The organism is Rothia halotolerans, assembly GCF_004136635.1.
Classification (GTDB): Bacteria; Actinomycetota; Actinomycetes; order Actinomycetales; family Micrococcaceae; genus Rothia; species Rothia halotolerans.
Genome location: NZ_NOIU01000005.1, coordinates 137,303 through 150,360, shown reverse-complemented (window position 1 = coordinate 150,360; position 13,058 = coordinate 137,303). Strand labels below are relative to the sequence as shown.

Below are 13,058 nucleotides of genomic sequence, written 5' to 3'. Positions count from 1 at the left end.
GCTGCCGGGCCGGAGGCATGACGCCGGACCGGGGCGCGGCAGCGGACGACCGGCGCGGGCGGAGCCGCAAACCGGCGTCACGAAGTGCCCGCGGCGTCGTCGTTCCCTAGCGTGGGAGCCATGGCAAGAGGATCCGAAGCTCCCCGTCCCGGCGACCGGCGCGTCATCTCCTCCGTCCGCATGCCGCGGCGGTATCTGCTGATCCTGGTGGGAATCGGGGCCCTGGCCGGCGGGGGCACCGTGCTGGGCGGCCTCCTCGGCGGGGAGCCGACGGCGATCTGGATCGGCGTCCCCACCCTCGCCCTCTTCGCCGGCCTCGCCCTGGGCCGCGCCACGATGACGGCGCATCCGCGGGAGGGGCTGGTCGTTTCCGTGTACGGGATCTTCCGCGCGGGGATCCCGTGGGAGAGCATCGAGGACGTCGAGCGCGCGGCGCCCACCGGGCTGCTGGCCGGCATGGGCCTGCGCCGGCTGCGGGGAGGGACCACGGGCTACCTGATCGGCGGGGACTCCGTCCTCATCACCGTGCGGAGCGGGCGCTACCGCGTCTCCGTCCGCCGGCCGGACGACGTCGTCGAGGAGATCCGCTCCCGGATCGGTGCGGCGGAACGGGCGTAGAAGGGGCCGGGCGGAGAGCGGTCCGCGGGTGAGGACGCGGACGGTCGAGACGACCGGTGCGGCCGGAGAGACGCGCCCGCCGACGAGACCGCTCCGGGGAGGGGCAGCTCGCCGGCGGGCACGCCGCTCGGGAGAGGCCGAGGAGCCTAGAAGCCGGCCTTCAGCGAGATCTCGACGCCGCTCAGCGCCTTGCTGACGGGGCAGGTCGCCTTGGCATCCTCCGCGGCCTTGCGGGCGGCGTCGGCGTCTATACCGGAGATGTCGCCCGAGACGTTCAGGACGATGCCGGTCAGCTTGAAGCCGCCGCCCTGCTCCGGGCCGAGGGAGACGTCGGCGGACACGTCGAGGGACTCCACGGTCCCGCCGGCCTCGCCGACCAGCGCGGAGAACTGCATGGCGTAGCAGGACGAGTGGGCCGCGGCGATGAGCTCCTCGGGGCTGGTGGTGCCCTCGGCCTTCTCGGCGGAGCGCTTGGGGAAGGACACGTCGAAGGCGCCGGCCCCGGAGCTGCTCAGCTCGACCCGGCCGGAGCCCTCCTCCAGCGATCCCTTCCAGGCGGTGCGGGAAGTGCGTGTGGGCATACTGTGTCTCCTATCACTGATGGCGGATGAGTGATTCGAGACTATGCACACCGGGCGGGCGGTGGCAATCGGCGTCCACGGTCGCCGGGGGCGGTTTCCCTGACGGCGATACGGCGGAGGCCCTCCGAGCCCGCACCCTTCGACGAGGCCGCTCCTATCCCAGGACCACCCAGACCCCGAGCCCGCCGAGGACGCACGTGGCCGCCGTCGTCGCGAGGACCGCGACGGCGTCGGGTTCCAGGACGCCGGCGGAGACGCCGCGGCTCTGCCTCCCGTAGCGGTGCCGCTGGCTCAGGTAGATCCCGGCCGCCGTCGAGGCGGCGAGGAAGGCCAGCACGACCATCCACCCCCCGTAGTGCGGGAGCCAGCGCAGGAAGACGGCGGAGACGGTAGCGAACAGCAGCAGGGTACGGCCCCAGGACAGCACGGTCCGCTCGGGCTGCAGCCCCGGATCGCGGTGCTGGGGGCGGCCGGGCTCCTTCCCGGGCCGGCGGCCGAGGCCGGCGGCGGTTCGGGCCGGGCCGCCGCGGGCGCGCGGGCGGGCGGTCATAGGAGGATCGCGAGGACGACGACGACCATCGCCGCCCCGCAGCTGAAGCTGAGCAGCGGGACGATCAGCGGCACCGGCAGAGCGCGGCGACGGCGCATGCTGCGCTCCACCCGGATCCACCGGGAGGCCGCCCCCAGGCTGATCAGCCCCCCCACCCCGATCAGGACGACGGCGAAGACCCGACGCCAGAGCTCGTCGAAGATCGGCACGGCGAAGGCCTCCAGGGCGATGCCGCCGGCGAGGAAGGCCAGCGAGGTCCTGATCCAGGCCAGGAACGTACGCTCGTTGGCCAGCGTGAAGCGCGGGTCCGGCTCCTCGCCGTCGGGGAAGAGCCGCGAGGCGAGCCGGCCCCGCCCCGATTCCTCAGTCATCGCCTCGCCTCTCGCCATCGGCCGCCCCGGCCAGGCCGGAGCCTCCGCGAGCGGTGTTCATCTCTGATCGCCTCCCAGTATGTCGCCCGAGGGCCGCATCGCCAAGACCGCCCCGCAGCTGAACGACCGACCGCCCTTTGGGCCGGCCTGCACGCTGCTTTCCTGTCCGCGCACGCCTCACGGAGGCCTCTCGACGTGTCCCACACCACATGAGACGTTCGGGGCAACGCGTGGCGACGAAGCCACCGGCTGAGCGCTGTCCCGTCCTATGAGAGAAGTTTTCCCGAGACGCTGGACAGCTCTAAGCTGATGCCGTCCTCCGACCGCCCACCACCTCGAATCGGACGCCATGTCTCACGCAGCTGACGACCCGAAACGCCCCCACGACCCGCCCTCCGGAGACGATCACCCCGTTGCCACCGGTGCCATCGCCCCCGGGCAGCTGGACGATCCCGCTTTCAGGGCCCGCTGGGATGAGGCCCGACGGGAGGATCGGGAGGTCCGTGAGGCCCCTCCGCTGTTCGGCCATCCCCGCGGGCTCATGTCCCTCTTTGGCCTCGAGCTCTGGGAGCGCTTCTCGTTCCTCGGGTTCCAGGCCATCCTGGCCCTGTACTTCGCCGACTCGATCGCCAACGGCGGGCTCGGCTACGAGCAGACGACGTCGTCCTCGATCGTCGCGGCCTACGGGGCGCTGGTGTACCTGCTCTCGATCGCGGGCGCCTGGGTGGCGGATCGCATGGCAGGCACGTTCCGGGCGGTCTTCTGGGGCGCCGTGATCATCGCGGCGGGACACATCTTCATGGGGCTCCCCGCCGAGTTCGCCACCTGGGTGGGACTCGGCCTGATCGTCGTCGGCACCGGCCTGCTGAAGCCGAACGTCAGCACCAAGGTCGGGGAGCTCTATGAGCGGGGCGATACGCGCCGTGACGCGGGATTCTCGATCTACTACGCGGGCATCAACATCGGCGCCTTCCTGGGGCCTCTCGTCGCAGGGTGGCTCGGTCAGAACGTCCAGTGGCACGCCGGGTTCGCGGCCGCTGCCGTCGGGATGATCCTGGGCCTGATCCAGTTCACGTTCAGCCGGAGGCACCTGGCAGGGAGGGCTCGTGCCCTCGAGATCCGCGCGGCGTTCCAGCCGGACGGGAAATTCTGGGCGGTGGTCGGGATCGTCGCCGGCGTCGTCGCCGTGGGGGTGCTGTTCTCCGTGCTCTCGGGGCAGACCCTGGAGGGCTTCGTCAACGCCATCTCGGTGGTCACCGCGATCGTCCCGATCGTGTTCCTGCTCTGGATGTACCGCTCGCCCAAGGTCACCGCCCTGGAGCGGCGCAACCTCGGACCCTTCGCGCTGCTGCTCGTCGCGCTGGTCGTGTACAACCTCAGCTACTTCCAGACCGGCAACACCCTGAACTTCGTGGCACTGGAACGGACCGAGAACGTCTTCTTCGGCGCCGCCTATCCTTCCACGTGGTACATCTCGCTGACCGCGATCGTGGAGATCATCCTGGGTCCGGTGCTCGCCTGGCTGTGGATCAAACTGGGCAGGCGCCAGCCGCACGTGGCCACCAAGGTGGGGCTCGGCGCCGTCTTCGGCGGCGTCGCGTTCCTGCTGGTAGCACTGGCCGGGGCGGTCACCCCGGGCGGCGCCCTGATCGCGAGCGCTTGGCTGATCGGCTGCTACGTCTTCCTGGGGCTGGGAGACCTGATCCTGCAGACCTCGGGGATGTCCGCGACCACCAAGCTCGCGCCACGCGCCTTCGCCTCCCAGACGATGGCGCTGTGGTTCGCCGCGATGGCCCTTGCCCAGGGCATCCAGGCGCAGCTGGTCAAGCTCTTCACCTACGAGAACATGACCGCGTACTTCGGAATCCAGGGTCTGGTCATCCTGGGGTACGGTGTTCTGCTGATTCTTCTGACGCCGTGGATGCGTCGACGCATGCACTCCGTCGCCTAGTCGAAAGGAAACCTCATAGAGATCATCAAGGACTTTCCCTACGACGTCGAGATCGTGGAGGACTGGATCCCGCTCTCTGACGGGACGCGCCTGTGGATGAAGGCGTGGCGTCCGGTGACCGACGAGCCGGTGCCCGCCATCCTGGAGTACCTCCCATACCGGCACGGGGACTGGACCGCCCCACGGGACCACGAACGTCACCCGTACTACGCCGGCCATGGCTACGCCTCGGTGCGCGTGGACATCCGCGGCCATGGCAGCTCGGACGGGGTTCCCGGCGACGAATACGATGAGCAAGAGCTCAGGGACGGCGTCGAGGTCATCGACTGGCTGGCCGTCCAGGAGTGGTGCTCGGGCAAGGTCGGCATGTTCGGCATCAGCTGGGGCGGCTTCAACTCCCTGCAGCTGGCCCACCTCCGGCCCGAGGCGCTGAAGGCGATCGTGACCGTGTGCTCGACCGACGACAGATACGACAACGACGTGCACTACATGGGCGGCTCGATGCTCGGCGTCGACATGCACGCGTGGGCCGCCACGATGCTGACCTTCGAGTCGCGCCCGCCGGACATCCGCGTCCGGGAGGACTGGAAGGAGCAGTGGAGGCACCGCCTCGACCGGATGGAGCCGTTCGTCCAGACGTGGATGGGGCACCAGACGCGTGACGACTACTGGCGCCACGGCTCCGTGTGCGAGGACTACGACCGGCTCGACGCCGCGGTGCTCGCGGTCGGCGGCTGGTACGACCCCTACCGCGACACGGTCCTGCGCCTCTGCGAGAACCTCTCCGCGCGGGGGAAGAACGTCAAGGGGCTCATCGGGCCGTGGGCCCACCAGTACCCGGACCGCGATCTGCGTCCCGGCCCCCACATCGACTTCCTCGGCGAGACCCGGCGCTGGTTCGACTACTGGCTCAAGGACGAGGACAACGACGTCATGGAGGAGCCCCTCCTGCGCGCCTGGATCACCGACAGCGTACGCCCCGCCTCGGTGTACGAGCAGATGCCGGGGCGGTGGGTCGCTGAGACGGAATGGCCCTCCCCCCACGTCCCGGGCCGCCGGTTCGGCCTAGAGGACGCGCACGTATCCCCCCTCGCAGCGGCGGACGACGGCGTCGTGCTCGTGGACTCCCCCATGGACACCGGCAAGGACGCCGGCCGGTACTTCCCCTACGGCAACGCCGCCGACCTCCCGGCGGACCAGCGGGACGACGACGGCCGCAGCGTCATCTTCGACTTCCCCCTGACCGAGGACCTCGAGATCCTGGGCAACGGCGAGCTGAACCTGCGCGTGAGCACCGACTCCGCGCGCGGGCAGGTCTACGCGCGGCTGTGCGATGTGGCTCCCGACGGATCCTCGACCATGGTCACCCGCGGCAACCTCAACCTCTCCGCGCGGAACGGCCGAGACCGAGCGGACGCCTTCCCCGCCGGCGGATGGGAGGACGTGAGCTTCCCGATGACCGGCGTCGGCTACCGGTTCCCCGCCGGGCATGTGCTGCGGCTGGCCCTCTCCAACGCATACTGGCCGTGGATCTGGCCGCAGCCCGGGACGGCGCCGGTCTCCGTGGACCTCGCCGGCAGCTCGTTCACGCTTCCCCAGCGCGAGGCTGTCGCGGCGGGAAGTGAGCGGCGACGGCTGGACGAGGCGCTGAGGTTCGATCCCCCGGTCCAGCCGGAGGGACTGGACGTGCGGTACCCCGGAGCGGGGACGGCCGGCGCGCAGCGGCCCGAGCGACTGGCGAGTCACGACGTCGCCGCCGGCACCTCGGTGCTGGAGGTGGATCCCGCCTACGGCGGCACCCGGGTGTACCCCGACGGGCTGCACTATGACGAGGACACGGTGGAGCGATACGTCATCAGAAGGGACGATCCCCTCTCCGCGCGGGCCGAGGCCACCTGGCGGGTCGGTCTGGCCCGTCCCGACCAGGGCTGGAGCACCTCCCTGGTCACGGAGCAGACCATCACCTGCGACGCGGAGAACTTCTACGCGGAGTCGTCGGTGGAGTGCCGGGTCGATGACGAGGAGTTCTGGTCCCGGACATGGCATCACACGATCCCACGGGAGGCCTCCTAACGGGTCCTACCGGGCAGGCCCGCGGCCGGAGACCCTCTGCAGTGCCACCTCGGCGTCAGAGGGTCTCCCATGCAGTGGTCGCATCTCACCGCACTCGTCCTTCCCCTGTCGCGGAGCCGGACGATGGATCAGGAGCCACGACGCCGAGGGGCGGTCAGGGCGACTCGCCCGTCTCGGGCGCCGGGACCTCGCCGCGGTACCCCAGGTCGGCCGAGATCGCGCAGGAGGTCTCGTGAAGCGCCGGCAGCAGCGCGGTCAGCTGCTGGAAGTCCATCGCCGCCGTCGGGACCCCGACGGACAGGGCGGCCCACACCGCCCCGTCGAGGCCGTACACGGGGACGGCGATGTAGTCCGCCGAGCTCTCGTGCTCTTCGCGATCCGCGGCCCAATGGCGGCGGCCGGCCTCCTCCCAGGTGGCGAGCACCTGCTCAGGGCTCTTCAGGGTGTTCGGGCCGCGCGCGATGAACTCGACGCGCTCGAGCATCCGCTGCCGGCCTTCGGGTCCGAGGCTTCCGACCAGGACCTTCGCGACCGCCGTCGCCCCCAGCCAGGCGGGGAGCCCGCTCCGGGACGGCGTGCGCACGGAGCCGCTGGGCTCGATCTTGTCGATGTAGACGACGTCCTCCCCCTCGAGGACGGCCAGGAGCACCGTGTGCCCGACCCGGGCGTTCAGCGCCACCAGGTGCGGGTGCGCGACGGGCTGCACCCCGCGGTCCTCCACCGCAGCAGCGGCCAGGGCGAGGACGCTGCGCCCGAGGTGGTAGCGCCCGTCGGGAAAGCGCACCACGTAACCCCGCTTCTCCAAGGTGTGCAGCGAGCGCATGATCGTCGTCTTGTGGACGGCGAACGCCCGGCTCAGCTCGGCCAGGGACGCGGGCCCTTCGGACAGCCGGTCCAGGATGTCCATGGCACGGCTCAGCACTTGGCTCACAGGCGACCTCCACGTCGACACGCGCCCGGGCGCGGGGTTTCGGATCCATCCGCACCGGACCCGTACCGGAACAGGAGGCTGGTCCGGGGTGCGGCAGACGCGAAGGAGGCCGGCCCACGACCGGCCTCCTTCCATCATGCCCTGGCGTCTATGCCGGAACGGGCACGTTCCCGCCGAGGCGCGCGGCCCACCACTGGTGGAACTCCTCGATGTGATGCTCGCTGGGGACGAGCGCGCCGCCGTGGTCGTAGGCCTTGGAGCTCATCGAGGGCTGCGTCTGCTCGCATGCCTCGAAGTCCTGCTGGTTGACCCGGTGGAACAGCTCCACGGAGTTCGCGATCTCCATGCCCTCGTCGATGACCTGCGGCTGGAAGAGCCAGTCGCACACCACGATCGTCCGAGACTCCGAGACGGGGAACATCCGGTGGATGATGACGTGGTCGGGCACCGTGTTGATGAACACCTGCGGCTTCACGGTGATCGCGTAGTACTTGCGATCCTGGCCCGGCGCGATCGCGGGCAGCGAGCTGACCCCCGAGGAGCCGTCCACCGTGAAGCCCTGGATGTCGTCGCCGAAGCTCGCGCCGTGGACCTCGCCGTTCTTGCGCTGCGAGGCCAGGCCGTCCGCGAATTCCGGGATGACCTCGGTCAGCTCCGGGTGGATCGTGGCGCAGTGGTAGCACTCCATGAAGTTCTCGATGATGAGCTTCCAGTTGGCCTGGACGTCGTACGTCTTGCTCTCACCGCACTTGAGGTTCTCGACGCCGTAGTTGTCGATGGACTCCACATCGCCGAAGCGCGTCTTCACCTCTCCCAGGACGGTCTCGTCGAACGACGGCGGATCATCGGCCAGGCTGATCCAGACGTATCCGAGCCAGGTGCGGACGTGGACGGGCTTGAGCCCGTACTCCTTGCGGTCCACGTCGGGCATGGACGTCAGGTTCGGCGCCGCGACCAGGTCCCCCTCCAGGGCATAGGTCCACGCGTGGTAGCCGCACTGGAGGGTCTTGTTCTTGCCCTCCCCCGACGTGCAGACCCGCATCCCGCGATGGCGGCAGACGTTGTAGTACGCCCTGATGCCGGACTTGCGGGTGCGGACGACGATGATCTCCTCGCGTCCGATCGTGATGGTCTTCCATTCACCGGCCGTGGCGAGGCTGTCCTCGCGCATGACGCAGTTCCACATCTTCTCGAAGATCTCCGCCTGCTCACGCTCGAAGATCGTAGGGTCTGTATAGGCGTCCCCCGTGGGGGTGGAGAGCAGGGACGAGCCGGGAACCGGTTCGTTCAGCTGGTCAATGATCATGGATACACTCCTCGTCGAGTCTTTAGCGGGACAGGGTGGGGATCTGGCCCGTCGATGGTGCTGATGTCTGCTGGGCGGGGGTGCTGCGGATCTGGCGCCTCTTGCGCCAGCACTTGACGTCCCGGAGGCGGTTGATGCCCAGGATCCCGGTCTCCTGCCCGTCGCGGAGGTAGCGGACCAGGAGGTTGCCCTCCTCCGGCGTCCCCTCCAGCACCTCGTGCTGGTCGGCGCTGTGGATGCGCCCGGCCCCCTGGATCCGCAGGTCGAACTGATCGGACCAGAAGTAGGGCTCCTGGAGGGAGACCGGGTTCGCGCCGGTCAGCGTCGCCGCGATGACGCCGGCCTCCTCCACGGCCTCCTGCCAGTGGCCGACGGGCCGCAGCCCGCTGGAATGGGATGCCCACTGGGCGCAGTCGCCCGCGGCGTAGACGCCGGGGACCGACGTCGCCCCGGTGTCATCGCACAGGATGGCGGAGGTGTCCGCGGTGAGCGGCACCCCGGAGTCCCGCAGCCACTCGGTGCGGGGCTTGGCCCCGATGGCGCAGATGACGACGTGCGCCTCCAGCTGCTGCCCGCCTTCGAGGACCACTTCGTGGCGGACCGTCTCCCCCGAATAGCTGCTGCGCAGTCCCATCGCCCGGCCGGGGGGCGCGAACTGGATGCCGCGGGCCTCATGGGCGATGCGGATGGCCTGGCCCACGGGACGGCCCAGGCGCTTGGCGCCGGGGAGCTCCTCGCCGGCGGCGACGGTCACCGACTCCGCCCCGCGGCCGATGCAGGTCGCCGCCGCCTCCAGGGCGAGGAAGCCGCCGCCGACCACCACGACGTCGGCGCCGTAGAGATTGGCGTCGCGGAGGGCGAGGGCGTCCTCCATGCTTCGCAGCACGTAGGGGCGCACGTAGGAGCCGGAATCCGACTCAGCGGGAGGGAGGGTGCAGGCCGAGGCCCCGGTGGTGATGACCACCGCATCCGCCTCGTGGAACCCTCCGTCGTTGGTCTCGACGCCCAGCGGGCTCTGCGAGAGGCCCACGACGCCGCGGCCGCTGACCCACGTGACGTCCAGCGGATTCTCCGGGTCGTCGAGGTGGAGGTCCTCCTCGGAGACGGCGCCCGTGAGGTACGCCTTGCTGAGGGCGGGACGGTCGTAGGCCGGCCGGGACTCCTCGCCGATGACGGTGATCGAGCCGGTGTGGCCGTGGGCGCGTAGCCCGCGCGCCGTATGATAGCCCGCCAGCCCGGCGCCGACGATGAGGATACGGCAGTCTGGGGTGATCGGCATCAGAGGGTCACCCCCGGAGGCAGCTGGGGCGCCTTGTCGGAGAGCTCGACGAGCACGTCGTCCCCCTCGAGCTCCACCTCGTGGACCCGGACGCCGCGCTTCGCCGGCGGCTGGTCCACCTCGCCCGTGAGGAGCGAGAAGGTGCTTTCGTGGAGAGGGCACTCGACACGGCAGTCCTCGACCCACCCTGCCGCCAGCGAGGCGTCCTGATGGGTGCAGGTGTCGTCGATCGCGTGGACGTCTCCCTCATCCGTCAGGAACACTGCGATCGGCGGATTCACCGAGTCGATGCGCAACCCCTCCCCAGGGGTCAGGTCGTTGAGTGAACATGCTCTAAATGCCACTTTTGGTCACCAACCATTCGGGCCTGTGTTGCAACGGGTGCAACAGCGTTTGTAATGCACAACACGTGCGTTCCATAAGTATGACCTAGGTCATTCATAGCCCGTCAAGAGGTTGGGGGACATATCCGGAAATTAATCATGCCGAAACAACCGAGGGGCCCTCGCGGTGCACTGTGTGCACCGCTCAACCTCGCCATCCCGGCGCAGGAACGGCATCGGCCCGTCCGCCCCATCCGGAGGGAGCGATCGGCCTCCGAAAACAATCAGCAAGCTGTTCAAACCGTTACAAAATATAATCAGCCTGCTGGTTGTTTACCCCGGCACCAAATGCGGAGGTTTATGCTCCCACTAATTTTCCCTCGATATGCCGGAACTCTTGCTCACGGCTTTTTCATGACCGTACTGTTGTTACCTAAGACACACATGGGCCCGCAGCTGCGGGCCGGGGAACGGGAGGATTCGGCATGGCAGGTACTCGGTCGGGAGCGGACGCCCGCGTCGTCATCATCGGACTGGGGGTGGTGGGTGCCGCCGTCGCGGACGAGCTCGTGCTCCGGGGGTGGCGCGACGTCACCGTCGTCGAGCAGGGTCCCCTCTACGTGACCGGCGGCTCCAGCTCGCACGCGCCCGGCTTCGTCTTCCAGACGTCGCCGAGCCGTTCGATGACCCTGCTCGCGCAGCGGACGCTGGACAAGCTGGACGGCCTGGAGGTCGACGGCGAATGGGTCATGAAGCGCGTCGGCGGGCTCGAGATCGCCACGACCCCCGAGCGGGCGCGCGAGCTGCACCGCCGCCACGGCTTCGCCGAGTCCTGGGGCATCCCCTCCGAGATCGTCTCCGCCGAGGAGGTCGGGCGCCTCTGGCCCGGCCTGGACACCTCCGAGGTGATCTGCGGGATGCACACCCCCACCGACGCGGTGGTCAAGGGGATCCGCGCCGTCCAGTTCCAGGCCGAGCGAGCGGTCGCCGGCGGTGCCAGGATCCTCGCGGAGACGCAGGTGACCGCCGTGAACACCGAGAACGGCCGGGTCACGGGCGTGGAGGTGCTCCCGGTGGGCTCCGGCGGTCCCGCGGAGACCCTCGAGGCCGACGTCGTGGTCTCCTGCGCGGGCCTGTGGGGCCCCAAGCTGGCGCGTCAGACGCTGGGGATCGACATCCCGATGCTCCCCGTGGAGCACGGCTTCGGCTTCAGCCAGCCGGTCGCCTCGCTCGCAGACATGGACCCGCAGACCGAGGTCGTCAAGCCGATGCTGAGGCACCAGGGCCACGCCATGTACCTCCGCGAGTGGGGGGACCGCATCGCCATCGGCGCCTACGAGCACCGACCCCTGCCGGTCGCGGACGAGGAGATCGCGGCGCCGGACGAGTTCCTGGCCAGCGGCGTCCACCCCGCGATCCACGAGTTCACCCGCGAGGACTACGAGTCCACGTGGCGCGAGGCGCAGAGGCTGCTGCCCGAGTTGCGCGGCACCGAGCTGGACGAGTCGATGAGCTTCAACGGGATCTTCTCCTTCACCCCCGACGGCGGTCCGCTGCTGGGGCCCGTCCCCGGCCTCGAGGGCCTCTGGATGGCGCAGTCGGTGTGGGTCACCCAGTCCGCCGGCGTCGGCCAGGTGGTCGCCGAGTGGATCACCACCGGCGAGCCCGGCCTCGACACCCACGACCTCGACCTCTCCCGCTTCGATCCCGTCCTGACCTCCCAGCGGTGGGCCCGCGAGCAGGGCGAGGAGACCTACGACGAGGTGTACGACATCGTGCACCCCAAGTCCACGACGCTGCGACTGCGCGGCATCCGGACCTCGCCGTTCTACGAGCGGCAGAAGGAGCTGGGAGCGGTCTTCAGCTCGGCCAACGGCTGGGAGCGCCCCCTCTGGTACGAGGCCAACACCGGACGCGCCGAGCCGAAGCTGGGCGATCGGGCCCTGCCCGAGCGCGATGCATGGACGGCCCAGTACTGGAGCCCCACCGTGGCGGTCGAGGCGCACGCGCTGCGCGACTCGGCCGGGCTCGTGGACATGTCCTCCCTCCCCCGGCTGACGGTCTCCGGGGCCGGCGCCACGGACTTCCTCAACGGCCTGGCCGAGAAGGGTCGCCTGAGCCGGCCGATGGCGAAGACCGTTGGGGGCGTGGTCTACGCCCTGATGCAGAGCGACGGCGGCGGCGTCCTCTCGGACATCACGATCGCCCGCACGGGTCAGGAGAGCTACCACCTGGGCGTCAACGGGCACCAGGACGAGACCTGGGTCCAGCGGCAGATCCTGGAGGACCTGGCCGCGGACCGCGGGGAGGAGCCGGGGTCGAGCCCGATCCGCGTCGCCGACGCCGGCTCGGGATCCTGCGGCGTCGGGCTGTGGGGCCCCAATGCCCGGGAGATCCTCTCCCGGCTGGTCGATGAGGACATCTCCCACGAGGCCTTCCGCTTCTACCGCTGCCGCGAGCTCCGCGTGCTGGGGGTGCCCGTCCTGGCGATGCGCCTGAGCTACGTCGGCGAGCTGGGCTGGGAGCTGTACGCCCCGGCGGAGTTCGGGCGCTTCCTGTGGGACAGCATCATGGACGCCGGGGCGGAGTTCGGCATCGCCCCCGTCGGCCGCCGCGCCTTCGAGAGCCTGCGGCTCGAGAAGGGGATGCGCCTGTGGGGCACCGACATGCACCGGGAGCACAACGCCGCGGAGGCGGGCATCGCCTTCGCGGTCAAGGGGACGGCGGCCGAGCAGCTGGAGGGGCTGGGAGCCCCTCAGCGCCGCCTGACCTGCCTGACCCTGCGCGACCCCTCCCGGGTCCTGGTGGGCCACGAGCCGGTCTACGCCGCAGGGTCCGGAAAGGACTCGGCGGGCCCGGTCGGCTACGTGACCAGTGCCGATCAGGGCTATGTCATCGGCCAGTCGATCGCCTACGCGTGGCTGCCCGCCGAGCTGGCGGAGCCGGGGACGGAGCTGGAGGTGGCCTACTTCGACGAGCACTTCCCGGCCGTGGTCGCGGAGGAGCCGCTGTTCGACCCCACGGCGGCGCGGATGCGGGCCTGAGGAGGCACGGCGGAGAAGAGGGCCGTGGCGG

The 13,058-nt window shown here is 70.0% G+C and carries 11 protein-coding genes; 4 read left to right on the top strand and 7 right to left on the bottom strand.

Annotated features, from left to right (window positions below; genetic code table 11):
* Positions 1–120: 120 nt before the first annotated feature.
* Positions 121–618 (top strand): hypothetical protein, encoded by a 498-nt coding sequence (locus EWV39_RS13030; protein WP_129661128.1) that lies wholly within the window; start codon positions 121–123, stop codon positions 616–618.
* A 146-nt stretch (positions 619–764) separates the two neighbouring features.
* Here the strand turns inward: EWV39_RS13030 and EWV39_RS13025 are convergent, their stop codons facing one another.
* The 3 genes from EWV39_RS13025 to EWV39_RS13015 form a co-directional block, all read right to left on the bottom strand.
* A complete protein-coding gene (locus tag EWV39_RS13025; protein ID WP_129661125.1) occupies positions 765–1,199 on the bottom strand; it encodes an OsmC family peroxiredoxin in 435 nt (144 codons plus the stop codon).
* Positions 1,200–1,353: 154 nt separating this feature from the next.
* Positions 1,354–1,749, bottom strand: coding sequence for a DUF202 domain-containing protein (locus EWV39_RS13020; protein WP_129661122.1), 396 nt, complete (start codon positions 1,747–1,749; stop codon positions 1,354–1,356).
* Complete coding sequence (locus EWV39_RS13015; protein ID WP_129661119.1) at positions 1,746–2,120, bottom strand: YidH family protein; 375 nt, start codon at positions 2,118–2,120, stop codon at positions 1,746–1,748. Before EWV39_RS13015 ends, EWV39_RS13020 begins: the two co-directional genes overlap by 4 nt.
* Before the next feature lie 427 nt (positions 2,121–2,547).
* On the opposite strand from EWV39_RS13015, the gene EWV39_RS13010 reads away from it, so the two are divergent.
* Together EWV39_RS13010 and EWV39_RS13005 are read left to right on the top strand one after the other, a co-directional pair.
* Positions 2,548–4,071 (top strand): peptide MFS transporter, encoded by a 1,524-nt coding sequence (locus tag EWV39_RS13010; RefSeq protein ID WP_337589953.1) that lies wholly within the window; start codon positions 2,548–2,550, stop codon positions 4,069–4,071.
* Positions 4,072–4,125: 54 nt separating this feature from the next.
* A complete protein-coding gene (locus tag EWV39_RS13005) occupies positions 4,126–6,144 on the top strand; it encodes a CocE/NonD family hydrolase (protein WP_272947844.1) in 2,019 nt (672 codons plus the stop codon).
* A 154-nt stretch (positions 6,145–6,298) separates the two neighbouring features.
* On the opposite strand, the gene EWV39_RS13000 is transcribed toward EWV39_RS13005, so the two are convergent.
* The 4 genes from EWV39_RS13000 to EWV39_RS12985 all read right to left on the bottom strand — a co-directional run bounded on the left by EWV39_RS13000 (position 6,299) and on the right by EWV39_RS12985 (position 10,004).
* Positions 6,299–7,075 (bottom strand): IclR family transcriptional regulator, encoded by a 777-nt coding sequence (locus EWV39_RS13000; RefSeq protein ID WP_165313319.1) that lies wholly within the window; start codon positions 7,073–7,075, stop codon positions 6,299–6,301.
* A gap of 148 nt (positions 7,076–7,223) precedes the next feature.
* Entirely contained in the window at positions 7,224–8,381 is a 1,158-nt protein-coding gene (locus EWV39_RS12995) for an aromatic ring-hydroxylating oxygenase subunit alpha (protein ID WP_129661107.1), read from the bottom strand.
* A 22-nt stretch (positions 8,382–8,403) separates the two neighbouring features.
* Positions 8,404–9,660: an NAD(P)/FAD-dependent oxidoreductase gene (locus EWV39_RS12990; RefSeq protein ID WP_129661105.1), complete on the bottom strand. Its 1,257-nt coding sequence runs from the start codon at positions 9,658–9,660 to the stop codon at positions 8,404–8,406.
* Entirely contained in the window at positions 9,660–10,004 is a 345-nt protein-coding gene (locus EWV39_RS12985) for a bifunctional 3-phenylpropionate/cinnamic acid dioxygenase ferredoxin subunit (RefSeq protein ID WP_129661102.1), read from the bottom strand. Before EWV39_RS12985 ends, EWV39_RS12990 begins: the two co-directional genes overlap by 1 nt.
* A 464-nt stretch (positions 10,005–10,468) precedes the next feature.
* Between EWV39_RS12985 and EWV39_RS12980 the strand changes: the two genes are divergently transcribed.
* Positions 10,469–13,027 (top strand): GcvT family protein, encoded by a 2,559-nt coding sequence (locus EWV39_RS12980; RefSeq protein WP_129661100.1) that lies wholly within the window; start codon positions 10,469–10,471, stop codon positions 13,025–13,027.
* The last annotated feature ends 31 nt before the right edge of the window (positions 13,028–13,058 follow it).

Excerpts from the sequence above, each read along its gene's own strand:
- EWV39_RS12990 (WP_129661105.1), bottom strand. The coding sequence starts at position 9,660 with ATGCCGATCACCCCAGACTGCCGTATCCTCATCGTCGGCGCCGGGCTG.
- EWV39_RS12995 (WP_129661107.1), bottom strand. The coding sequence starts at position 8,381 with ATGATCATTGACCAGCTGAACGAACCGGTTCCCGGCTCGTCCCTGCTC.
- EWV39_RS12980 (WP_129661100.1), top strand. The coding sequence starts at position 10,469 with ATGGCAGGTACTCGGTCGGGAGCGGACGCCCGCGTCGTCATCATCGGA.
- EWV39_RS13030 (WP_129661128.1), top strand. The coding sequence starts at position 121 with ATGGCAAGAGGATCCGAAGCTCCCCGTCCCGGCGACCGGCGCGTCATC.
- EWV39_RS13025 (WP_129661125.1), bottom strand. The coding sequence starts at position 1,199 with ATGCCCACACGCACTTCCCGCACCGCCTGGAAGGGATCGCTGGAGGAG.
- EWV39_RS13015 (WP_129661119.1), bottom strand. The coding sequence starts at position 2,120 with ATGACTGAGGAATCGGGGCGGGGCCGGCTCGCCTCGCGGCTCTTCCCC.
- EWV39_RS13020 (WP_129661122.1), bottom strand. The coding sequence starts at position 1,749 with ATGACCGCCCGCCCGCGCGCCCGCGGCGGCCCGGCCCGAACCGCCGCC.